The sequence below is a fragment of the Novosphingobium malaysiense genome (assembly GCF_000802225.1).
Lineage (GTDB): Bacteria > Pseudomonadota > Alphaproteobacteria > Sphingomonadales > Sphingomonadaceae > Novosphingobium > Novosphingobium malaysiense.
Genome location: NZ_JTDI01000001.1, coordinates 682397 through 704614, shown reverse-complemented (window position 1 = coordinate 704614; position 22218 = coordinate 682397). Strand labels below are relative to the sequence as shown.

Below are 22218 nucleotides of genomic sequence, written 5' to 3'. Positions count from 1 at the left end.
GAAGGCTTGGCCGCGCAGCGGTCTAGCCGCAGTTGGGCGGGGGGGCGTTCCCGCGCGTGGCGTCTCGCCTTCATCCCCATCCGAGCTTCTCTAGCGCCTGGCGGCGCAATCTGCGCTATCCTTCCCCCATCGAGGGGGAAGGGAGGACTGGCATGATCGGGCTCGATCTCCCGCCCGGCGGAGCCCGCGCTGTAAACCGCTGCGATGCGCTGGGCGTGGCGCCCTTCAGCGATATGGCGGGCGGTCTTTACCGCGGCTATCTCACCCCGGCTTATGCCGCGGCGCAGGAGGAGATCGCCGGCTGGATGGAAGCGGCAGGCATGACGGCGCACCGCGATGCCGCCGCCAACCTCGTCGGCCGCTACGAGGGGACCACTCCCGATGCACCCGCGTTGGTGATCGGCAGTCACCTCGACAGCGTGCGCGATGGCGGGCGGTATGACGGGCCGCTCGGGATCATGCTCGGCATCGAGAGCGTTGCGGCGCTCCACGCGCAGGGGCGGCGCATGCCGTTCCCCATCGAGATCTACGCTTTCGGGGATGAGGAAGGCTCGCGCTTTCCTGCCGCCATGCTCACCAGCCGGGCTGTGGCAGGCACGCTGGAAGCGGCTGCGCTGGACATGGCCGACGCTGAAGGCGTCACTCTCGATCAGGCTCTTTGTTCCGTTCGTGTCGAGCGAAGTCGAGACACGTCAGGCGCCGGTGTCTCGACTTCGCTCGACACGAACGGAGAGGGAATTGCCGAATATCTGACTGCCGCTCGCGAACCGGGGACGATCAGGGCCTACCTCGAAGCCCATATCGAGCAGGGCCCGGTTCTTGAGGCCGATGGTTTGGCCGTGGGCACCGTCACCGGCATCGCTGCACAATTGCGTTACGCCGTCACGGTGAAGGGCATGGCCGGCCACGCGGGCACCACGGCCATGCGCCTGCGCCGCGATCCGCTGGCTGGCGCGGCGGCCATGGTCCTTGCCGTCGAGCAGATCGCGCGGGGGGACAATTCCGACGTGGTCGCCACCGTGGGGATGATCGAGGCCATGCCGGGCGCGCCCAACGTCATTCCCGGCGCCGTGCACTTCACCATCGATGTGCGTTCGGGCAAGGAAGAGCGGCGCGACCGGGTGGCCAAGGCCATCTTGGCCCGCCTGAGCGAAATCGCTGAAGCCCGCGATCTGGATATCGCCGTCGAGCGCATCCATGATCTACCCGCCAGCCCGTGCGATGCCGAGCTGATGGACCTGATGGACGAGGCGCTGATCGGCGCCGGGCAGCCGGTGCGGCGCCTTGTTTCGGGGGCCGGCCACGATGCCATGAACATGGCCGCGCTGTGTCCCACCGCCATGCTGTTCATCCGCTGCAAGGGCGGCGTGAGCCACAATCCCGCCGAGCATGTCGATCCTGAGGACGCGGAGATCGCGTTGCAGGTGATGCTCGGCTTTATCGAGCGCCTGGGAACGCGCGCCGGAGAGACCAATGCCGCCTGAACTCGATTCCCTCCTCTTCGGCGAGATCGACCCGCCCCAGCGTCTGCTGATGGGGCCGGGCCCGATCAACGCGCACCCGCGCGTGCTGCGCGCGATGAGCGCCGACCTGCTGGGCCAGTTCGACCCGGAGATGACCGGGTTCATGAACCAGATCATGGCGCTCTACCGTCCGATCTTCGGTACGCAGAACCAGTGGACGATGCTGATCGACGGCACCGCGCGCGCCGGGATCGAGGCTGCCTTGGTCTCGATGGTCGCGCCGGGCGATACGGTGCTGGTCGTCAACTTCGGCCGCTTCGGGCTGCTGCTGACGGAAATCCTCACCCGGATCGGCGCCCGTATCGAGACGGTCGATGTGCCCTGGGGCGAAGTCGTGCCGATGGAGACGATTGCCGCGGCTATCGAACGCACCTCGCCGCGCCTTGTCGCGACGATCCACGGCGACACTTCGACCACCATGGCGCAGCCGCTCGAAGGTCTGGGCGATCTGTGCAAGGCGGCGGGCGCGCTGAGCTATGTCGATGCCACCGCGACCATTGGCGGCATGGAACTGGCGGCGGACCGCTGGGGTGTCGATGTCGTGTCCGGCGGCCTGCAGAAGTGCCTTGGCGGCCCTTCCGGCTCGGCGCCGATCACGATTTCGGACCGCGCGGCCGAGCATATCTTTTCGCGCCGCCATACCGAGGCGGGCATCCGCATGGACGGCCTCTCCGATGGCAAGGGGCCGCGTATCGGCTCGAACTACTTCGATCTCGCCATGATCATGGACTACTGGTCCGAAAAGCGCCTCAACCACCATACCGAGGCGACCTCGATGCTCTATGCGGCTCGCGAATGCGCCCGCGTGGCGCTGGGTGAGGGACTGAAAGCCCGCTTTGCCCGTCATGCCAGTGCCGGTGCGGCGATGACGGCGGGCCTGCGCGCGATGGGGCTCACCGTGTTCGGTGACGATGCCCACCGCATGACCAACGTCACGGGTGTCTACATCCCCAACAGCGTCGACGGCGAAGCGGTGCGCAAGGCCATGCGCGAGCTGTTCGAGATCGAGATCGGCACTGCCTTCGGCCCGCTGCAGGGCAAGATCTGGCGTCTCGGCGCGATGGGCTACAACGCCATGAAGCACAAGGTTCTGCTGACGCTCGCGGCGCTGGAGGCCTGCCTGCGCATGGAGGGCTACGCGCTGCCTATGGGCGAGGCGGTGCCGGCTGCCATCGAGGCGTGGGGGTGAGCATGATCCCCCGCGATCTTGTCGGCTATGGGGCGCATCCACCCGACCCGCAGTGGCCGAACGGCGCGCGCGTCGCGGTCCAATTCGTCATCAACTACGAAGAAGGCGCGGAAAACTCTGTCCTCAACGGTGACAAGGGCTCCGAGGCGTTCCTGTCCGAAATGGTGGGCGCAGCCAGCCATCCCGACCGGGCCATGGCGATGGAGAGCCTCTACGAATACGGCAGCCGTGCCGGGTTCTGGCGCCTGCATCGTCTGTTTGCGGAACGCGGGCTGCCGGTGACGGTGTTCGGCGTCGCCAAGGCCATGGAGATGAACCTGGAAGCGGTCGAGGCGATGCTGAAGGCCGATTGGGAGATCGCCAGCCACGGGCTGCGCTGGATCGATTACCAGTATGTGCCAGAGGATGTGGAACGCGCGCACATCGCCGAGGCCATCGCACTGCACGAGAAGCTCACCGGCTCGCGCCCGCTCGGCTGGTATCAGGGGCGCACCTCGCCGAACACCGCGCGCCTCGTCGTCGAGGAAGGCGGCTTTGCCTACGATGCGGACAGTTATGCCGACGATCTGCCTTACTGGGACGCCAGGTACGGCAGGCCGCAGCTCATCGTGCCCTACACGCTCGACGTGAATGATATGAAGATCGTCGCGCTCAACGGCTTTACCGAGGGCGAGCAGTTTTTCCGCCACATGCGCGACACGTTCGACCAGCTTCGCGAGGAAGGCGGTCGGATGATGTCGGTGGGGCTGCATGGCCGCATTGCCGGCAAGCCCGGCCGTGCCCGCTGGCTGGCCCGGTTCCTCGATCACGTCATGGCCAGCGGCGATGCCTGGGTGGCGCGCCGCATCGATATCGCCCGCCACTGGATGAAGGTGCATCCGTACCAAGGAGCAGCGGCATGAAGATCGACGATCCCGTCCTCCACGCCGAAGTGACCGAAGCCTTCTACGAATATGAACGCGCGCTGATGGCAGACGATGTCGCGGCGATGGATGCACTGTTCCACGATGCACCCACGACCAACCGCTATGGCGCTGGCGAAGTACTCTACGGCATCGAGGAAATCCGAGAATTCCGAAAGGGACGTGGCGGGTCCCCCCAGCGCAAGCTCGGTAAAGTCGCGATCACGGTCTACGGTGACTGCTTCGCCACGGCCGATGCCGAGTTCTTTCGCGAAGGCTCCGAGCGCCGCGGGCGCCAGACGCAGTCTTGGGTCAAGTTCGAAGATGGCTGGAAAGTCGTTTCCGCCCACGTCAGCCTTGAAGGGAACACACACTGATGGCGGCGCTGTTCGAACATAGCCCCTGGGTGGAGGACCGCGCCGACGCCCGGCCATCGAGCGGCGATCGGCATGCTGACCTCATGGCTGTGGTCAACGAGGCCACGTCCGAAGAGCAGCTTGCCCTTATCCGCGCGCACCCGGAACTTGCGGGCAAGGCGGCGATCGACAAGACGCTGACCGATGCCAGCGCATCGGAACAGGCCAGCGCCGGACTCGACCGGCTCACGCCGCAGGAATACGAGCAGTTCCACGCGCTGAACGCGGCCTATCGCGAGAAGTTCGGCTTTCCCTTCATCATCTGCGTTCGCCTGACCGACAAGGCCGGCATTCTCGCGGCCATGCAGGCGCGCCTCGCCAATGATCGCGAGACCGAAATCGCCACCGCCATCGGGCAGATCGGCGAGATCGTCCGCCTGCGTCTGGAGGACATGGCCGCATGACCACGCTTTCGACCCATGTCCTCGACACCATGCACGGCAGGCCTGCCGCCGGCCTCGCGCTCGTGCTGACCGGCCCGGATGGCGAGATCGCTCAGGGCGTGACCAACGATGACGGACGCTGCCCCGATCTGGTCCCCGGCCCGCTCACGCCGGGGCGCTATGCGCTGCGCTTCATGGTTGCGGACTATTTCCGGGCGCAGGGCGTGGACCTCCCCGAGCCGCCGTTTCTCGATGTCGTGACGATCGACTTCGGCATGGCCGACGGCGGGCACTACCATGTGCCGCTGCTGGTCTCGCCCTATTCGTATTCGACGTACCGGGGCAGCTGATTTGCACTTCGATCTGACAGAATGGCTGAATCTCGGGCTCCGTTGGCTGCACTTGACGGCGGGCATTGCCTGGATCGGCGGCTCCTTCCACTTCGTGGGGCTCGACCTGCGGTTGAAGAAGCCCAAGCCCGGCACCGCGCCAGAAGGCGTGACCGGCGAGGACTGGGCGGTCCACGGCGGCGGCTTCTACCATTCGCAGAAGTACCAGACCGCGCCCGAAGCGCTGCCGGAGGTGCTGCACTGGACGAAATGGGAATCCTATTTCACCTGGCTGAGCGGGTTCTCGTTGCTGGTGCTGGTCTATTACGTCGGCGCGCGGAACTTCCTCGTCGATCCGGCCAAGGCGAACCTTTCGGGCGAAGATGCCACGATCATCGGTATGAGCGCGCTGATCGTCGGCTGGCTGTTCTATGACCTTGCCTGCAAGTCGCCGCTGGGGCGCGACAACCGCGTGCTGGGCGCGGTGTGGTTCGCGTTCCTTCTGGGCATGGCGATATTCCTGAATGCGATCTTCAATTCGCGCGGGGCCTATCTCCACATCGGCGCGATCGTCGGCTCGGCTATGGTCGGCAATGTCTTCTTCGTCATCATTCCCAACCAGCGCAAGGTCGTTGCCGCGCTCAAGGCGGGCGAGGAGCCGAACCCGGCGCTGGGCCTCGCGGCAAAGCAGCGCTCGCTGCACAACAACTACATGACACTGCCGGTGCTGTTCATCATGATCAGCCACCACTACCCGATGACCTACGGCGCCGAGCGGCCCTGGCTGGTGCTCGCGCTGCTGGGCGGGACGGGCGTCGCGGTGCGCCATGTGTTTAACTTGCGCCACCTTGGTCGACCGACCGGGGGCGCCATTGCGCTCGCCGTGGCCCTGGCGCTGGTGAGCGTGACCTATGTCTCGGCGGAGAAGGCGGGGGCGGCAAAGCCAGTTTCGGACGCGAAGCTGACCTACAGCGATGTGGAGCCGATTTTCGCCAAGCACTGCATCGGCTGTCACGCCGAACACCCCACCAACGAAGCGTTTTCCGAACCGCCGCTGGGCGTGGAACTGGACAGCTATGATCACGTCCACGCGGTCACCGACCGGATCAGGCGGGTGGCAGTGGATTCGCAGACTATGCCTCTGGGGAATGCGACTGGAATGACCGACGAGGAACGCCGCAAGCTGGGTGCATGGATCGCGCAGGGAGCATCGCAATGAGCGTCCGTTTCATTCTCGATGGCGAAGTGGTCGAACTGGCCGAAGTCGATCCGACCGCAACCGTGCTCGATCACCTGCGCTACAAGATGCGTCGCACCGGCACCAAGGAAGGCTGCGCCGAGGGCGACTGCGGCGCTTGCACCGTGCTGGTGGGCGAGGCGGCGGGTGACAGTGTGGCATGGCGCTCGGTCAACGCCTGCATCCAGTTCCTGCCGATGCTCCATGGCAAGGCGCTGCTGACGGTCGAAAGCCTGAAAGAGCAGGGCGCGCCCAACTCTCTGCAGGTCTGCATGGCGGCCAACGGCTCCTCGCAATGCGGCTTCTGCACGCCGGGCTTCGTGATGTCGCTTTATGGCCGGGCCATTGGCGCGAGCGGTTCCGATCTGCCCGTTGCGGACGTGATCGCGGGCAACCTGTGCCGCTGCACTGGCTATGGCCCGATCCTGGAGGCAGGCGAAACAGTCGGCAGCCTCCCGCGCGACGACGCGGCGCTGGTGAGCCGGCTTGCGGAACTGGGCGCGGAAAGCGCTTCGGGCGAATGGCGAGGCCGGCGCTGGTTTGCACCGAAGACTTGCGAGGAACTGGCGACGCTGCTTGCTGAACATCCCGATGCGCGCATGGTCGCCGGCGCCACCGATGTCGGCCTGTGGGTGACCAAGGGGCTGAAGACGCTCGAAACGGTGATCTTCCTCGGCGATGTGGCGGACCTGTCCGCCATAGGGGAAACCGAGGATGCGCTGATCATCGGGGCTGGCGTGCGTTATGCCGATGCCCACGCGCCCTTTGCGCGGCTGCATCCCGATCTCGGCGAACTGGTGCGGCGCATCGGCGGGCTGCAAGTTCGTAATGCCGGCACAGTCGGAGGTAACATCGCCAACGGCTCGCCTATCGGTGATGGCCCCCCGGCGCTGATCGCGATGGGCGCGGAGCTGACTCTTCGCAGCGCCAAGGGGCGGCGGATGATGCCGCTGGAGGACTACTTTCTCGATTACGGCAAGCAGGATCGCCAGCCCGGCGAATTCGTCGAATCCCTTCGCGTGCCGAAGCCCGATCCCGATGCGGTGATCCACATGGCCAAGCTCTCGCGGCGTTTCGATAGTGACATCTCGGCCGTGTGCGGAGCGATAGCGCTGACGGTCGAGGCCGGTACCATTACCTCCGCCCGCGTCGCCTTCGGCGGCATGGCGGCAACGCCCAGGCGGGCTTCAGCGTGCGAGGCGGCACTGGTTGGCCAGCACTTCACGCAGGAGACAATGGAAGCAGCGGCGCAGGTGCTTGAAAGCGACTTTTCTCCGCTCACGGACGTGCGCGGTTCTTCTGCCTATCGCCTTGAAGCAGCGGCCAACCTGCTGCGCCGGTTGTGGCTGCGCGAACAGGGTACGGCGATTTCGGTGCTCGACCTGGAGGCGCTCGATGGCTGAACGCGATCCCGCCTGGAAGGTGCTGGAGAAGCCCTCGCACCCGCACGACAGTGCACACATGCACGTCACCGGCGAGGCGCGCTATACGGACGACGTCTCCGAGCCGCTCGGCATGCTCCACCTCGCTTTCGGGCAGAGCAGCGAGGCCCGTGCGCGGATCGTCTCGATGGACCTGTCGGAGGTGAAGGCCGCAGAGGGCGTGGTCGCGGTCTTTACCGCGGCGGACATTCCCGGTGCCAACGATGTGAGCCCGGTGGCCCACGACGACAGGCTCCTCGCCACCGGGGATGTGATCTGCCACGGCCAGCCTGTCTTTCTCGTGGCCGCCACCAGCCAGCGGGCCGCGCGCAAGGCCGCAAGGCTCGGCAGGGTCGAGTACGAACCGCTCCCTGCACTGCTGTCGATGGAGCAGGCCCGCGCGGCGGACTCGCTGATCGAGACAACCCAGCACATGGTCCGCGGCGATGCGGCCAAGGCGATGGAATCCTGCCCGCGCCGCCTTTCGGGGCGCTTCGAGATGGGCGGGCAGGATCACTTCTATCTCGAGGGGCAGGTCGCCGTCGCGACGCCGGGCGAGGACGGGCAGGTGCATATCCTCAGCTCGACCCAGCACCCCAGCGAGATCCAGCACCTCGTGGCCGATATGCTCGGTCTCAGCTCCGCCGACGTGACGGTGGAAGTGCGGCGCATGGGCGGGGCGTTCGGCGGCAAGGAAACGCAGGCGGCGCTGTTCGCCGCCGCGGCCGCGCTTGTCGCTCACAAGACCGGACGGCCCGCCAAGTTCCGCTGCGACCGCGACGACGACATGGTCATGACCGGCAAGCGCCATCCGTTCGAAGTCTCTTACGACGTCGGTTATGACGACGAAGGGCGCCTGCTCGCCCTGTCGTTGCGCCTCGCATCGGATTGCGGCGCCACCGAGGACCTCTCGCCCGCGATCAACGACCGCGCAATGTTCCATGCGGACAACTGTTATTACCTCGCCGACGTGGAGATCGTCTCCGAGCGTCTGAAGACGAACACGGTTTCGGCTACCGCCTTCCGGGGCTTCGGCGGACCACAGGGCATGCTGGCGATCGAGCGGATCATCGATCACATCGCCGCGCGGCTCGGCAAGGATCCGCTCGAAGTGCGCCTTGCCAACCTCTACGGCCCGGGAAGGGACGTCACCCAGTATGGGATGACGGTGGCGGACAACATCGCGCCGCAGATGATCGCCCGGCTGCGCGAGACGGCGCGCTATGACGAGCGGGCCGTCGAGGTCGAGGCGTTCAATGCGGTCAATCCCGTCATCAAGAAGGGGATCGCGCTCACCCCGGTGAAATTCGGGATCAGCTTCACCACCACCCATCTCAACCAGGCGGGCGCGCTGGTGCATGTCTATGCCGACGGGTCGATCCAGGTGAACCACGGCGGCACCGAGATGGGGCAGGGCGTCTATGTGAAAGTGGCGCAGGTGGTGGCGGACGTTTTCGGCGTTCCCTTCTCGCAAGTGCGGATCACCGCCACTCGCACCGACAAGGTTCCGAACACCTCGGCGACGGCGGCCAGTTCCGGCGCCGACCTCAACGGCATGGCCGCCTACAAAGCGGCGATGACGATCCGGCAGCGGCTGACGGCTTTTCTCGCGCGCACGCATGGATGTGGCGAGGCCGAGGTGTGCTTCACCGCCGATGGCATCCGTGTCGGCTCCGAGACCGTTCCCTTCCGATTGGCGGCGCGCAAGGCGCACATCGGGCGCATTTCGCTCTCTTCCACCGGCTACTATGCGACGCCCGACATCGCCTATGACCGGGCCGCGCACCGCGGGCGGCCGTTCTACTACTTCGCCTATGGCGCGGCGGTGAGCGAAGTGGCCATCGATACACTCACCGGCGAGCACAAGGTGCTGGCGGTCGACATTCTCCACGATGTCGGCCGGTCGTTGAACCCTGTAATCGATGTCGGTCAGATCGAGGGGGGCTTCATCCAGGGGCAGGGCTGGCTCACCACCGAGGAACTGGTGTGGGATGACAAGGGCCGCCTGCTCACGCACTCGCCCGCGACCTACAAGATCCCGACGGCCTCGGACCGCGCGAAACACTTCACCGTCACCTTGTGGGACGGCGAGAATGTCGAGCCGACCATCAACCGCTCCAAGGCGGTGGGCGAGCCGCCGTTCATGCTGGCGATCTCGGTGTTCTCCGCGCTCAATCGTGCGATTGCCGCCACGGCGCCTGCCAAGGAAGACCTGCCGCAGCTCGATGCCCCGGCGACGCCCGAGCGCATCCTCAAGGCGATTGCAGGGCACCGGACGTCATGACGCAGTGGGTCGGATGGCTGCGAAGGCTCGGACCGGAGCCCTGCGCGATGGTCTCGGTGCTCGCGACAGAGGGGTCCGCGCCGCGCGGGGCTGGCACGCGCATGCTGGTCACGGTGGAGGGGCAGCAGGGCACCATCGGTGGCGGTCAGCTGGAATTCCGCGCGATCGAGCAGGCGCGCGCAATCCTCGATCATCCCAGGGGCGCATGGCGCATTCAGGACTATCCGCTGGGGCCGTTGCTGGGTCAGTGTTGCGGCGGAAGGGTGCGCCTGCTGATCGAGCATATAGATCCCGCCGCGCTGGACTGGCTTCACGATGCCGAGCCGGGACGAATGCTGGAAACGATGCTGCATGACGGCGTTATCGCCCGCGCTGTGTTCGAGCGCGAGACCGCAACCCGGCAATCCGCACGCGGGGATCGGCCGGACGTCGGTGCTCGCTTCGTGGAGCCGGTCGGGGAGCGTCCGCGTCCGGTCTACCTATTCGGGGCAGGGCATGTGGGACAAGCCATCGCCCGGCACATGACCGGCTTGCCGCTGCAACTCGCATGGTTCGACACACGGCCCGAACAGGCGGAGATCGACGGGGTGACCGTGGTGCCGGAAGAGGAGATCGACCGTTGCGTGGCAGAAGCGCCCGACGATGCCGCGATCCTGATCCTGACGCACGATCATCCGCTGGACTATCACCTCACGCTGGCAGCGCTGAGCCGCGATCCGGTGGCATTCATCGGCCTGATCGGCTCGTCCACCAAGATCGCCCGCTTCCGTTCGCGGCTGAAAGCGGACGGGATCGGTGAGGAAACGCTGGCCCGCCTGACCACGCCGATTGGCGTCCCCGGCGTGCATGGCAAGGAGCCCGACGTGATCGCCATCGCCGTGTTGGCGCAGCTCTTGCGGTTGAGGGGGCAGTGATGATCCGGGGCTACCGCGCCGAATTGCTCTCAGTCGGGTACGACCCGCGCGATGCGCCCGATGCTGTCCGCCATGAGCCGGACGGGTTGCTCGTCGTCGAGGACGGAATCGTCGTTGCTCGCGGGGCCCATGCCGATCTGGCAGAGCAATTCCCGGACGTGGAGATCGAAACGCTGCCCGGCCTCGTCGTCCCCGGCTTCGTGGACGCACATGTCCACTATCCGCAGACCGACCGCATCGCCTCGCACGGGGAGCAGTTGCTCGACTGGCTCAACCGGCACATCTTCCCGGCGGAGAAGGCTTTCGTCGACAAGGCCCATGCCGAAGGTGTGGCGGCATTCTTCCTCGACGAACTGCTGCGCAATGGCACCACCAGCGCGCTGGTCTATCCCACGGTGCACGAACAATCGGTCGATGCCCTGTTCGAGGCGGCGCTTGAACGAAACATGCGTATCGTTTCGGGCAAGGTGCTGATGGACCTGGGACCGGACGGGTTGAAGGATACGGTGGCTTCGGGCCGCGCCGAAACCGAAAGGCTGATCCGGCGTTGGCGGGGGCGCGGGCGGCTGGGATATGCCGTGACGCCGCGCTTTGCGCTGGCTTCCAGCGATGCCCAGCTTGCCGACGCCGGGGCGCTGCTGGCCGCGCACCCCGAAGTGCTGCTGCACACGCATCTTGCCGAGAATGTCCACGAATGCGCGGCGGTGGAAGCGCGCTTCCCAGGGGCTGCCGACTACCTCGACGCTTACGACCGCTTCGGCCTCGTCACGCCGCGTTCCGTCTTTGCGCATGGCATCCATCTGTCCGATCGCGCTTTTGCACGGTTGCATGACAGCGGCGCCGGCATCGCTGTGTGCCCCAGCTCCAATCTGTTTCTCGGCTCCGGGTTTTTCGATTTCGGGCGGGCAGACCGGCACAGGGTGCGGCTGGGGCTCGGTACCGACGTCGGCGCGGGCACGTCGTTCTCGATGCTGCATACCGCCGGGCTCGCCTATCAGGTCGCCCTCGCGCGCGAATTGCGTCTCGATCCCTTTCGGGCGCTGTACCTTGCCACGGCCGGCAGTGCGTCGCTGCTTCACATCGGCGACAAGGTGGGCGCTCTGGAACCCGGGCAGGAGGCCGACTTCGTAGTACTCGATTGCGCCGCGACGCCGCTGCTCGAGCGGCGCACCCGCGCGAACGAGCTTGCCGAACGTCTCTTCGCGCTACAGATTCTCGGCGACGACCGCGCCGTGGCGCGCACTTACGTGCTGGGCGAATGCGCCTGGCAGAGGACCAGTCCATGATCGATCTCGACAGCTTCATCACCGGCCTGCCCAAGGCCGAGCTTCACCTGCACATCGAGGGCAGTCTGGAGCCCGAACTGATGTTCGAATTGGCAAGGCGCAACGGGATCGAGATTCCCTATGCTTCGGTGGAGGAGGTGCGCGCGGCCTATGCCTTTTCCAACCTGCAGGACTTCCTCGACATCTATTACGCCGGTGCCGATGTCCTGCGCACGCAGCAGGATTTTCGCGATCTCGCCGCCGCCTACTTCGACCGCGTTGCGGCGGACGGCGTCGTGCACGCCGAGATCATGTTCGATCCGCAGACGCACACGGACCGGGGCATCCCTTTTGCCGACGTGATCGAGGGCCTGCTTTCGGGCATGGCCGGGGCGGAAGCCAGGCACGGCATTACCAGCAAGCTGATCCTCTCGTTCCTGCGCCATCTGAGCGAAGAGGCTGCCTTCGAGACACTGGAAATGGCTGAACCCTGGCTGGACCGGATCGCAGCCGTCGGGCTGGACAGTTCGGAAGTCGGCCACCCGCCGGTCAAGTTCGCGCAGGTCTTCGAGGCAGCGCGCGCCAAGGGGCTCAAGATCACCGCCCACGCCGGAGAGGAAGGGCCGCCCGAATACGTCTACCAGGCGCTGGACCTGCTCCACGTCGACCGCATCGATCACGGCAACCGCTCGCTGGAAGACCCGGTACTGGTCGACAGGCTGGCGGACATGGGCATGACATTGACGGTCTGCCCGCTTTCCAATCTCAAGCTCTGCGTCGTCGGCGACCTTGCCGATCACCCGATAGACCGCATGCTCGCCCTTGGCCTCAGGGCGACAGTGAATTCGGACGACCCGGCCTATTTCGGCGGCTACATCGGCGACAATTTTCGGGCCGTGGCCGAGGCCCGTGGACTGGATATAGAGGAAATCGTCACGCTGGCGCGCAACAGCTTCACGGGTTCCTTTCTTTCTTCGGAGGCCATTGCCGCCCATCTGGCGAAGCTCGACGCCTACGTGGAGGCGCACACCTGATGCGTAGGGCTGTGCGAGCATTTTTCATGATGTGGATCCTGCTCGCGGTGTCGCCGGGCACGGCCCACGCGGCAGATGCCAAGCGCAAGGTCATAATCGACGACGAGGGTTTCGCGCTCATGCACCTGATGCTTCTCGAAAGCAGCGAGGTGGACGTCGTCGGCATCACTACGGTCTCCGGCAACACCTGGGCGAACCGGGCGACGGCAATGGTCCTGCGCGGGCTGGAAATCGCGCATCGGCCCGATGTCCCGGTTGTGCAGGGCGCGACGTATCCCTTGCTCAATTCCGAAGCGCTCACCGACCGCTGGGAAGCACTCTACGGCAAGCTGACGTGGAAGGGGGCTTGGATGAAACAATGGGTCGAGCCCACGGCCCAGAGTACGCCCGCCTATTACGGGCCCGACGATCCGGTCAACCTGCCCGATGGCAATCCGGCTCTCAAGCCGGCACCGGAGATTGCCGCCAACTTCCTCATTCGCATGGTGCACAAGTATCCCGGGCAGATCACCATCGTGGCCTGCGGACCGCTGACCAACCTGGCACTGGCACAGCGGCTCGATCCGCAATTCGCCTCACTGGTGGGGGAACTGGTCTACATGGGCGGCAGCCTCAATCCGCAACAGGTTCTGGACAATTTGCAGGCCAGCCAATTTGCCCGTGAATTCGCCAATTCGCCGCGCCGCGAGTTCAATGCCCGCTTCGATCCGGAGGCTGCGAGCATCGTGTCGCACAGTCCCTGGCGCAAGCTGACGGTGGTGCCGGTCGATCCTTCCACTGCAACGCAGCGCACGCCCGGCCTGCTCAGGCAGATGGCCAAGGCCGCTCCGCCCGATGTCGCGGCTTTCATATCCCGGCTAGAGCCCGGATTTCCGCTGTGGGACGAAATCGCCGCCGGATATGTGCTCGATCCGGGGATGGTGACGAACGAGGAAGATCTCTACGTCGATTTCGATACCCAGTTCGGTGCGAGTTACGGCGACATGCTGAGCTGGCGGGAGCATTACCAGCCCGGCCTTGGGGAGCAGAAGGCGCATGTAATTCGCGCGATCGATCCCAGGCGGCTCGAAGCCGTGATGGTGGAAGCGATGGCGCAGGGTGCCAGGCGGCCGCGCTAGACCTTCATTCGATGGGCAGGCCGTGCATCTTCAGGAATGACAGCTTGTCCCAATAGCCACGCTGGAAGTGGATGAGACCGTCCTTCACGGTGAAGAAGCCGCAGCCGCGCAGACCGAGCGGATCGCGCCACTCCAGCGCGACGACGTCGCCGGCTTCGTGGATGGCTTCGACCAGGCAGGTCATCTCGGCGGCCGCGAACTCGTTCTCGAACATGGTGCGGATTGCTGCGCGGCCTTCGACCGGGTCCTGCGTCATCTGATGGTTGACCGCGTCCTCGGCATAGAGCGCGGCAAGACCGTCGGCGTCGCCGGCGTTGAAACGCTCTACCCAGGTCTCGACGACCTGCCGCGGGCTTTTGGTCACAGGTCCTTCTCGCCAAGCCAGTGCTCGGTTTCCGGTGCCATGTAGTGCATCATGCGGTCGAGCAGGGCTTCGGGTTCGCGTTCGATCATCAGCATCGCGCGGTGGCGCTCCTGCAGGAAGCCTTCCTCGACGATCTTGTCGATGAACTGGGTGAGGCCGTCGTAGAAATCGCCCACGTTGAGCAGGCCAACAGGCTTCTGATGATAGCCGAGCTGGGCCCAGCACCAGGCCTCGAACATTTCCTCGAACGTGCCGATACCGCCGGGCAGGGTGACGAAGCCGTCTGCCAGCTTGGCCATCATCGCCTTGCGTTCGTGCATCGTCTTCACGACATGCAGTTCCGTGATCCCGTGGTGGTCCTTTTCGCGGGCGCGCAGGGCTTCGGGGATGACCCCGATCACTTCGCCACCTGCCGCGCATACTGCGTCGGCGATCACGCCCATCAGGCCGACTTCGCCGCCGCCATAGACCAGGCCGATGCCGCGCTTTGCCAGGAGGGTGCCGAACTGTTCGGCTGCTTCGCGATAGAGAGGGTTTCGGCCCGGAGAGGAGCCGAGGTAGACGCAGATGCGCATGGGGGAGTATCTTTCTTAAGAGGGGGGCGGCGCTTCAGGAAAGCCGTTCGGGCACCGAAAGCGCTTCTTCGACGATGCTGTCCTTGGTGCCGACCGACTCCCACGGGAAGACGAACCAGCGCTTGTCCTCGGCGCGGTCGATCATGTCGGCCCACAAGTCGACCTCGACCCTGGAGCTCCGGTTGTTGATCACGACCGCAAAGCGCAGGTTGTCCGTGTTGAAGCCGCTGTCGGCAAGGTGGTCGCGAATGTAGGAGATGGTACCGCCGCTGTCGTTGATATCGTCGACAAACAGCATTCGCTTGCCCTCGGCCGTCATGCCGGCAACCTTGGCGAGAAGCTCGTCGGCAAAGCCGGGAACCTTCGAGGAATGATCGATGGACAGCATCGGCAGTTCGAGCTGGTGGGAAATGTACACTGCCGGAACCAGGCCGCCGCGTCCCACGCCGATCACGAATTCCGGCATCCAGCCGCTATCGCGCACCTTGCGGGACAGGACGCGGACCTTGGCGAGAAAGTCCTCGTAATATTCCAGGTAGTGGAGTTCGGGCTCGGCGGTCTGGCTCATCAGTCGCGAATCCTGTCGTGCACGGTGTTGGGCGAATCCCCTCGTTATATGCTGCGATGCGGGATGCGCAATTGCGGTGGCCCGCCTCAGTCCCGGTTTTCCGTGGGCGGATGCATGGACGCCGGATAGCTGAGCTGGGGGAACCCGGTCTCGATCTCGCCAAGCACGAGACTTGCGGCATAGGACGGCGTGCGCGCCGAATTCGTGCACAGCGCCAGGGTCATCGGCCGCAGCAAGGTGTCCGAAATGCGCGTGAAGGAAAGCAGTCCGGCCTTCACCTCGGTAATGACGTCGAGCGACGTCAGCACGCCGATGCCCACGCCTTCGAGCACCAGCGAGGTAATCATCTGGATGTTGTCCGAGCTGACCTTGCGCTCCAGCTCCATGCCGATGGCGCCTTCCAGAACGGTTACCTGCTGGCATACCGCCAGGGGTTCGGCCGGCACGATCACGGGAAGGCCGGTGCAGGCAGAGAAACGCGCCTCGCGTTCCTGCGCGAGGGGATGGTCGGGCAGCGTCACGAAGCCCAGCACGACTTCGACGAAGGCGCGGACCGACAGGTCGCGGAAGGATTGCGGTTCGAACAGGATGCCGAAATCGACTTCCCCGCTGGCCACCGCCTTGCGGACTTCGTCGTTCTCGAGGACCTTCACACCCACGCTGATGCCGGGATAGCGGCTCTGGATGGAACGGATCGCGGCCGGGATGTGGCCCTTGGCCAGCGCGTCTATGATGGCCATCTCCACATGACCGCGTTTGAGCCCGCGCAGATCCTCGATCTGGGCGCGCACGTCGACCATGTTCTTTTCCCACCGGTTGCCGGCGCCCATCATGATTTCGCCCGCGGCAGTAAGTCTCAGGCCACTGGGCAGCCGTTCGAACAGCGGCGTGCCGATTTCCGCTTCGACATTGAGGATCTGGCGGGCGATGGCCGAGGCCGAGACATTGAGCTCGTCGGCCGCCTTGCGGATCGAGCCCAGCCGCCCCACGGCCATGAAGTAACGAAGGAAACGCGAAAATGCCGGCATGGACCCGTCTTTCTGACCCGCTCTAATTTTTGCAACGCACCGTAGGATTCATTGCGTTTGCTCGCACCAAGTCAAGTGCCTACCACTTTGACAACACCGAAAGGTGCGGCCGGCCCGGCATCCGTCTTTCCGATCCTCCCCGGTAGCGGATGCCGGTCGCTTGCTGCTCGTTCGGCTCGGAAACGCCGTTCCTGCGTGCCTTTGCACCCCCGGACGCGCGCTTCCGCTTGCGGGGTCTGGGGAATGTTGACGAGACTTAAAGAGCGCCTTCCAAAGGCAGGCCTGCGCGCACTGGCGCTGGCTTGCACGGCCGGAATCGCTCTGTCGCTCGTCCCCGGTAGCGCGCGCGCGGACGCGGCGAACGAGGCGGCCGCAGCCGCCAAGTTCGATCAGGTTTCCGGCAATGCCGCGCAGCTGCGTATGTTCCTCCAGGCCATGCCCAAGGGCGGAGACCTCCACAATCACCTGGGTGGCAGCATCTACGCCGAGGACTTTCTCGAAGCAGCGGCGGCGCGGGGAATGTGTGCCGACGAGAACATCGAACGTATCGTCGCCGCGCCGTGCCCGGACGACCGCAAGCTGGCGACGATGGCGGTGGAGCAGACCTTTGCCTATGCCAGGCTGATCGATTCCCTTTCCACGCGCGGCTATCAGCGCGGCGTCGGGGCGGACGACGTTTCCGGGCACACCCAGTTCTTCTCCAGTTTCGACAAGCTCGGCGCTGCCTTTCCACTCGATCCCGGCCGTTGGCTATCCGCAACGCGCCAGAGCGCGGCGCGCAACAACGTCAGCTACCTCGAGCTCATGAACAACCCGCGGGTGCTCGTGGAATACGCCATGGCCGGCGGCGAGCAGCCTCTGGAACAGGACGATCTGGGCGCGGTCTACGCGCGCGAGATTGGCACGGTTCGCGGACTGCTGGACAAGGCCATGGCCGAAGTCGACCGCATTGAGGCCGATGCCCGGGGGGATCTCTCTTGCGGTACGAAGGCGGCAAGACCGGGCTGCGATGTCGCGGTACACTACTTGACTTTCGCGTGGCGCAGCATGGCCCCCGCCATCGCCTTTCGATCGCTGATCGCCGGCTTTGCGCTGGCCGACCGCGACCCGCGCTTCGTGGGGGTCAACATCGTCATGCCCGAAGACGATCCCGTGGCGCTTCGTGACTACGGCCTGCACATGGCGATGTTTCGGTTTCTGGAAGCCCGCTATCCCGACGTGAACGTCTCCATGCACGCGGGGGAACTGACGCTCGGCTTGGTGCGCCCTCAGGATCTACGCGACCATATCGCTCGCGCTGTCGCTTCGGGGGCGCAGCGGATCGGTCACGGCACCGACATCGCCTACGAGGACGAGGCTCCCGAAACCCTGGCCCGCATGGCGCGCGATCGCATTGCGGTGGAAGTCAATCTGACCAGCAATGCCGTCATTCTCGGGGTGAAGGGGGGAGAGCATCCGCTTTCCCTCTACCGCAGCATGGGAGTCCCGGTGGTCCTGTCCACCGACGATGAAGGCGTGCTGCGCTCGGACATGACCAACGAATACCGCCGCGCGGCCATGGAGCACGGGCTGGGCTACACCGACCTGAAGGAACTGGCCCGCGCGAGCCTGGAATATGCCTTTCTGTCCGGCAGGAGCCTGTGGCGCGAGGGCGCATTGGGGGCGGCGGTGCAGCCCTGCGCCGAGGCGCTGTCCGGCAGCCGCTGCAAGCCGTTTCTCGCAGCGAACGAAAAAGCTCGCCTGCAGGCCGATCTGGAAAGTCGTTTCGACCGGTTCGAGCAGCGGCTCGACCGTTTCAGCACATCACAAGGGTCCTAGGAGGTCGCCAGCTTTACGTCTTCGCCAATATGACAGTCATGCAATGCTGCGCTGCATAAAGAATGGCGCTCATGCGGGAGAGGTCATCACAACACGAATGAGGGGCGAGAGAACGGGGTTGTCCTGTTCCCGCTGAAAACATGGGGTGAATCACGATGGCCAAGCATAATTCTACAAATGTTCATGGGTTTATTGCTATGCAGCATAAAGGTATTCGCAAGCCGCTTCTCGCGGCGGCCGCCAGCCTGTTCTGCTGCACCGCGTTGACCTCTCCGGCACATGCCGCGGACGATGAGGAGCCGGTAGACGGCGAGATCATCGTGACGGGTGCGCTCGACGCTTTGCCGGTGTCTGATGTCGGCTCGGTATTCGGGTTCGAAAAGACGCTCACCGAAACGCCGCGTTCGGCATCGACGATCAGCTCGGAACAGATCGAACGCTTCGGTATCACCGACATCTACGACCTCGTCGCCCAGTCGCCGGGTGCGTTCACCAACTCGTTCTTCGGTGTCGGCGGCGCGCTCGATATTCGCGGCACTCCGGGCGAGACCTATTTTCGCGGCATGCGCCGCCTCGACAACCCCGGCAACTATCCGACGCCGATCGCGGCTTCCGACCGCATCGACATCGTGCGCGGTCCGGCCTCGCCGATCTACGGCCCGTCGAAGACCGGCGGCTACATGAACTTCGTGCCCAAGACCGCGCGCGTGAAGGGTGGTTCCTACCTTTCGGAGCCCGAAGGCAAGATATCTTTCACCGGCGGCAGCTGGGAAAAGGCCGACCTCCAGGCCGAGATTCGCGGTCCGGGCAAGCTCGGATCGCAGGAGTTCGGCTACAGCCTCTATGCCGAGATCGAGGATTCCGGCAGCTACTACCACAACATGTCTACCAAGCAGACCGTTCTGCAGGGGGCATTCGACACGGACCTGGCGCCCGGCCTGCGGCTGGAATTCGGCGGCATGTATCAGAACTACAAGGGCCAGCAGAACGGCGGCTGGAACCGCGTGACGCAGGACCTGGTCGACAACGGCACCTACATCACCGGGGCCGCGCAGCCGCTGGACTTCAACGGCGACGGTCAGATTTCGGCAGGCGAGGTGGCTTCGACGCCGCTCGGCAGCCTGTCGGTCTTCGGCGGCTTCCAGTGCGGCGGGGGCGTGTTTGCGAGTTCCATCACTGATGACTGCTACAACAGCGGCGACTACACGCTGTTGAACCTCACCAATACCGGAACCGCGAAGCTGAGCCGCAAGGACACGCTAACGGGCAAGACCGATCGTCTCGATAACCGGTCGACCACATTCTACGCCGACCTGATTTACAAGGGCGAAGGCGTGTTCTCGATCAAGAACCAGATGTTTTACGACAGCTACGAGAACTACAACGAGAATGCCTACGGCTTCTCGCAGTTCCACGATTCCTGGGTGTTCGAGGACAAGATCGTCGCGCAGCTCGATTTCGAGAACAAGGCCGGCAAATTCTCGTTCCAGCTCTCACCGTCGGTCCGCTACACGAACTTCAAGCACGGTGACGACTACACTTACGAGTACTTCAATCGCGTCGACCTGACCGTCGGCTACAATGCGCTGTCCGATCGCCTGCTCGCGCTCGAATGTCCGTTCAGCGACCAGCCGGGCTACACTGCCGCCGACTGCGGTTTCACCAACAACGTCAAGGGCCACTATACCGACGTTGCCTTTGCCGGTCTTGCCGATCTCGATTTCAACTTCGGTCTGAATCTGACGGTGGGTGCCCGCTACGATCACATCAAGGCGAAGTCGCGCTACCTTACCGAGACCATGCTGGACGAGACGCAGCCGGACGTTGTGGCTGCCAGCGGCAGCGACGGCGGCTGGTCGTGGACGGCCAGTGCCTCGTACAAGCTGCCCTTCGGCCTGATTCCCTATGTCACTCTTGCGCGCCAGACCACGGTGATCGCCGGCCAGGGCGCTGAAATCTACGCCGAGGACATCGATAGCGGCACCTTCATGTCCGCGTCCAAGCTCAAGGAAGCGGGTATCAAGGGCTCGTTCCTCGACAGCCGCCTCTATGCGGCTCTTTCGTTCTATCAGCAGGAACGCACCGACTACAATCGCCAGTCGATCACGGTGAACCAGGCGGTGAAGACCAAGGGCCTCGAAGCCGAGGTGCGCTGGTCGGTCAACGATCACCTGCTGCTGACCGGTGCCTATACCCGCACCAAGGTCTACAACCTGACCGCGATCGAAAACGGCACGCTGTTCAGCTTCTTCGGCATCGAGGATCTGGTCAACGTTTCGGACCCGACACTGTATCTCGGTGGTCAGCCGATCGGTCTGGTGCCCATTCCTGACAAGAACGCGTCGCGTCGTGCCGGTATCCCGACCCACCTGTACTCGGCGACTGCGACGTATGCCTTCGACAACGGTATCGCTTTGTCGGGCAGCATCGTGAATGTGCCTTCGGTCTATTCCGGGCAGTCGCAGGCGGTGAAGCTTCCTGCCTACACGCTTGTCGATCTCGGCGCTTCGTTTGAAACCGGCCCGTGGCTGTTCCGCCTGAACGTCAAGAACGTCACGAACGAGCGCTACTTCCGCGCGAACTTCACGGAAATCTTCGGCTCGACGATCGTTCTGCCCGAGAGGCCGCGCAGCTTCCAGGGCACGATTTCCTACAAGTTCTGACCGGTCCCACCGAGAGAGGGGCGTCGGTTCGGCCGGCGCCCCTCGATTTCCTACGAGGTCATCGATGCATTTTCTCAACCGCCTTGCCGTCATTGTCGGGGCCTGCCTGGCCCTGTGCCTGTCGGGCGGAGCGGCTCATGCCCAGCCGGCAGCCATACCGGACATATCCGAGTGCGAACCCGGCGGACCCTGCGAAACGCCGCTGCCGGTCAAGGTCGTGGTCGTCTCGCTGTTCGAGATCGGCAAGGACGAAGGCGACGTCGCGGGCGAATTCCAGCTCTGGAAAGAGCGTCGCGGCCTGGCCATGCGAATCCCTTTCCCGCAGTCGTTCCACGATCTCTACTACAATCCCGAAACGCAGGTTCTGGGCGTCGTGACCGGGATCGGCACCGCGCGCTCGACCGCCGCGACCATGGCGCTGGGGCTCGATCCGCGTTTCGATCTCAGCAAGGCCTACTGGCTGGTTGCCGGCATTGCCGGGATCGATCCGGAAGATGCCTCCATCGGTTCGGTTGCCTGGGCCCGCTATGTGGTCGATGGCGATCTCGCGCACGAGATCGATCCGCGCGAAATTCCGGCGGACTGGAAGTTCGGCTACTTTCCGCGCCACACCAACGGCCCCAACGACATGAAGGGCAAGCCCGATCCCTCGGGCGGCGAGATGTTCCGGATCAACCCGTCGCTGGAGGCCTGGGCCTACAACCTGACCAAGAATATCGAGCTTCCCGATTCCGAGGCTATTGCCGCCGAGCGCGCACAGTTCACCGATTACCCGCCGGCGCAGGAACCGCCCTTCGTGCTGGAAGGCGAGCAGCTTTCGGCGATGACCTTCTGGCACGGCAAGCTGATGACCGACTGGGCCAATGCCTGGGTCCGTTACTGGACGAGCGGACGCGGCGAATTCGTGACCTCGGCCATGGAAGACACCGGCGTGCTCCAGGCGATGACCTATCTCGACAACATCGGCCGGGTCGATCGCGACCGCGTGCTGGTGATGCGCGCGGGCAGCAACTACACGATGCCGCCGCCGGGTATCGATCCCGCCACCTATCTGCTGCGCGAGAACGAGGGATATGCCGGACTCGAGGCGGCGGTGGAGAACCTCTACACGGTGGGTTCGAAGGTCGTGGACGAACTGCTCGACAACTGGGGCAAATACGAGAGTGTGACGCCCTGATGGCTCAGCG

Annotated in this window: 20 protein-coding genes; 16 read left to right on the top strand and 4 right to left on the bottom strand. The window is 64.7% G+C overall.

The window, feature by feature from the left end; all coding sequences use genetic code 11:
* Nucleotides 1-152: 152 nt before the first annotated feature.
* The 13 genes from LK12_RS03050 to LK12_RS02990 are packed head-to-tail and all read left to right on the top strand — an operon-like array spanning nucleotide 153 to nucleotide 14015.
* Nucleotides 153-1484 carry a Zn-dependent hydrolase gene (locus tag LK12_RS03050; protein WP_039279170.1) on the top strand — a complete coding sequence of 444 codons (1332 nt, stop codon included), beginning with the start codon at nucleotides 153-155 and terminating at the stop codon, nucleotides 1482-1484.
* Nucleotides 1474-2712, top strand: a complete 1239-nt coding sequence (locus LK12_RS03045) for a pyridoxal-phosphate-dependent aminotransferase family protein (protein WP_039279167.1) — start codon at nucleotides 1474-1476, stop codon at nucleotides 2710-2712. Before LK12_RS03050 ends, LK12_RS03045 begins: the two co-directional genes overlap by 11 nt.
* Nucleotides 2713-2717: 5 nt before the next feature.
* Entirely contained in the window at nucleotides 2718-3614 is an 897-nt protein-coding gene (gene puuE, locus LK12_RS03040) for an allantoinase PuuE (protein WP_039280198.1), read from the top strand.
* The gene (gene hpxZ, locus LK12_RS03035) at nucleotides 3611-3991 is read left to right on the top strand and encodes an oxalurate catabolism protein HpxZ (protein WP_039279164.1); all 381 of its coding nucleotides are present in this window, start codon (nucleotides 3611-3613) and stop codon (nucleotides 3989-3991) included. The genes puuE and hpxZ overlap by 4 nt, the downstream gene beginning before the upstream one ends.
* Nucleotides 3991-4434 carry a 2-oxo-4-hydroxy-4-carboxy-5-ureidoimidazoline decarboxylase gene (gene uraD, locus LK12_RS03030; RefSeq protein WP_039279161.1) on the top strand — a complete coding sequence of 148 codons (444 nt, stop codon included), beginning with the start codon at nucleotides 3991-3993 and terminating at the stop codon, nucleotides 4432-4434. The genes hpxZ and uraD overlap by 1 nt, the downstream gene beginning before the upstream one ends.
* Entirely contained in the window at nucleotides 4431-4763 is a 333-nt protein-coding gene (gene uraH, locus LK12_RS03025; protein WP_039279157.1) for a hydroxyisourate hydrolase, read from the top strand. The genes uraD and uraH overlap by 4 nt, the downstream gene beginning before the upstream one ends.
* Nucleotides 4711-5961, top strand: coding sequence for a urate hydroxylase PuuD (locus LK12_RS03020; RefSeq protein WP_269430631.1), 1251 nt, complete (start codon nucleotides 4711-4713; stop codon nucleotides 5959-5961). Before uraH ends, LK12_RS03020 begins: the two co-directional genes overlap by 53 nt.
* Complete coding sequence (gene xdhA / locus LK12_RS03015) at nucleotides 5958-7382, top strand: xanthine dehydrogenase small subunit (RefSeq protein ID WP_039279152.1); 1425 nt, start codon at nucleotides 5958-5960, stop codon at nucleotides 7380-7382. The genes LK12_RS03020 and xdhA overlap by 4 nt, the downstream gene beginning before the upstream one ends.
* Nucleotides 7375-9684, top strand: a complete 2310-nt coding sequence (gene xdhB / locus LK12_RS03010) for a xanthine dehydrogenase molybdopterin binding subunit (protein WP_039279149.1) — start codon at nucleotides 7375-7377, stop codon at nucleotides 9682-9684. The genes xdhA and xdhB overlap by 8 nt, the downstream gene beginning before the upstream one ends.
* Nucleotides 9681-10598 carry a xanthine dehydrogenase accessory protein XdhC gene (gene xdhC, locus LK12_RS03005; RefSeq protein WP_039279144.1) on the top strand — a complete coding sequence of 306 codons (918 nt, stop codon included), beginning with the start codon at nucleotides 9681-9683 and terminating at the stop codon, nucleotides 10596-10598. The genes xdhB and xdhC overlap by 4 nt, the downstream gene beginning before the upstream one ends.
* Entirely contained in the window at nucleotides 10598-11884 is a 1287-nt protein-coding gene (gene guaD / locus LK12_RS03000; protein ID WP_039279140.1) for a guanine deaminase, read from the top strand. The genes xdhC and guaD overlap by 1 nt, the downstream gene beginning before the upstream one ends.
* Nucleotides 11881-12897 carry an adenosine deaminase gene (locus LK12_RS02995; RefSeq protein WP_039279137.1) on the top strand — a complete coding sequence of 339 codons (1017 nt, stop codon included), beginning with the start codon at nucleotides 11881-11883 and terminating at the stop codon, nucleotides 12895-12897. The genes guaD and LK12_RS02995 overlap by 4 nt, the downstream gene beginning before the upstream one ends.
* A gap of 26 nt (nucleotides 12898-12923) precedes the next feature.
* On the top strand, nucleotides 12924-14015 hold the full coding sequence (locus LK12_RS02990) for a nucleoside hydrolase (RefSeq protein WP_039279133.1): 1092 nt from the start codon (nucleotides 12924-12926) through the stop codon (nucleotides 14013-14015).
* Between the two features lie 4 nt (nucleotides 14016-14019).
* Here the strand turns inward: LK12_RS02990 and LK12_RS02985 are convergent, their stop codons facing one another.
* The 4 genes from LK12_RS02985 to LK12_RS02970 all read right to left on the bottom strand — a co-directional run bounded on the left by LK12_RS02985 (nucleotide 14020) and on the right by LK12_RS02970 (nucleotide 16550).
* Nucleotides 14020-14379, bottom strand: coding sequence for a nuclear transport factor 2 family protein (locus LK12_RS02985; protein WP_039279130.1), 360 nt, complete (start codon nucleotides 14377-14379; stop codon nucleotides 14020-14022).
* Nucleotides 14376-14954 (bottom strand): LOG family protein, encoded by a 579-nt coding sequence (locus tag LK12_RS02980; protein ID WP_039279127.1) that lies wholly within the window; start codon nucleotides 14952-14954, stop codon nucleotides 14376-14378. The genes LK12_RS02985 and LK12_RS02980 overlap by 4 nt, the downstream gene beginning before the upstream one ends.
* A 34-nt stretch (nucleotides 14955-14988) precedes the next feature.
* Nucleotides 14989-15522, bottom strand: coding sequence for a phosphoribosyltransferase (locus LK12_RS02975; RefSeq protein WP_039279124.1), 534 nt, complete (start codon nucleotides 15520-15522; stop codon nucleotides 14989-14991).
* An 86-nt stretch (nucleotides 15523-15608) separates the two neighbouring features.
* A complete protein-coding gene (locus LK12_RS02970; protein WP_039279120.1) occupies nucleotides 15609-16550 on the bottom strand; it encodes a LysR family transcriptional regulator in 942 nt (313 codons plus the stop codon).
* 243 nt (nucleotides 16551-16793) lie between these two features.
* Here LK12_RS02970 and LK12_RS02965 point away from each other — a divergent pair, with 243 nt between their 5' ends.
* The 3 genes from LK12_RS02965 (at nucleotide 16794) to LK12_RS02955 (ending at nucleotide 22208) form a co-directional block, all read left to right on the top strand.
* Entirely contained in the window at nucleotides 16794-18368 is a 1575-nt protein-coding gene (locus LK12_RS02965) for an adenosine deaminase family protein (protein WP_052223115.1), read from the top strand.
* Nucleotides 18369-18565: 197 nt separating this feature from the next.
* Complete coding sequence (locus tag LK12_RS02960; protein ID WP_039279116.1) at nucleotides 18566-21031, top strand: TonB-dependent siderophore receptor; 2466 nt, start codon at nucleotides 18566-18568, stop codon at nucleotides 21029-21031.
* A 64-nt stretch (nucleotides 21032-21095) separates the two neighbouring features.
* On the top strand, nucleotides 21096-22208 hold the full coding sequence (locus tag LK12_RS02955; RefSeq protein ID WP_039279113.1) for a purine nucleoside permease: 1113 nt from the start codon (nucleotides 21096-21098) through the stop codon (nucleotides 22206-22208).
* The last annotated feature ends 10 nt before the right edge of the window (nucleotides 22209-22218 follow it).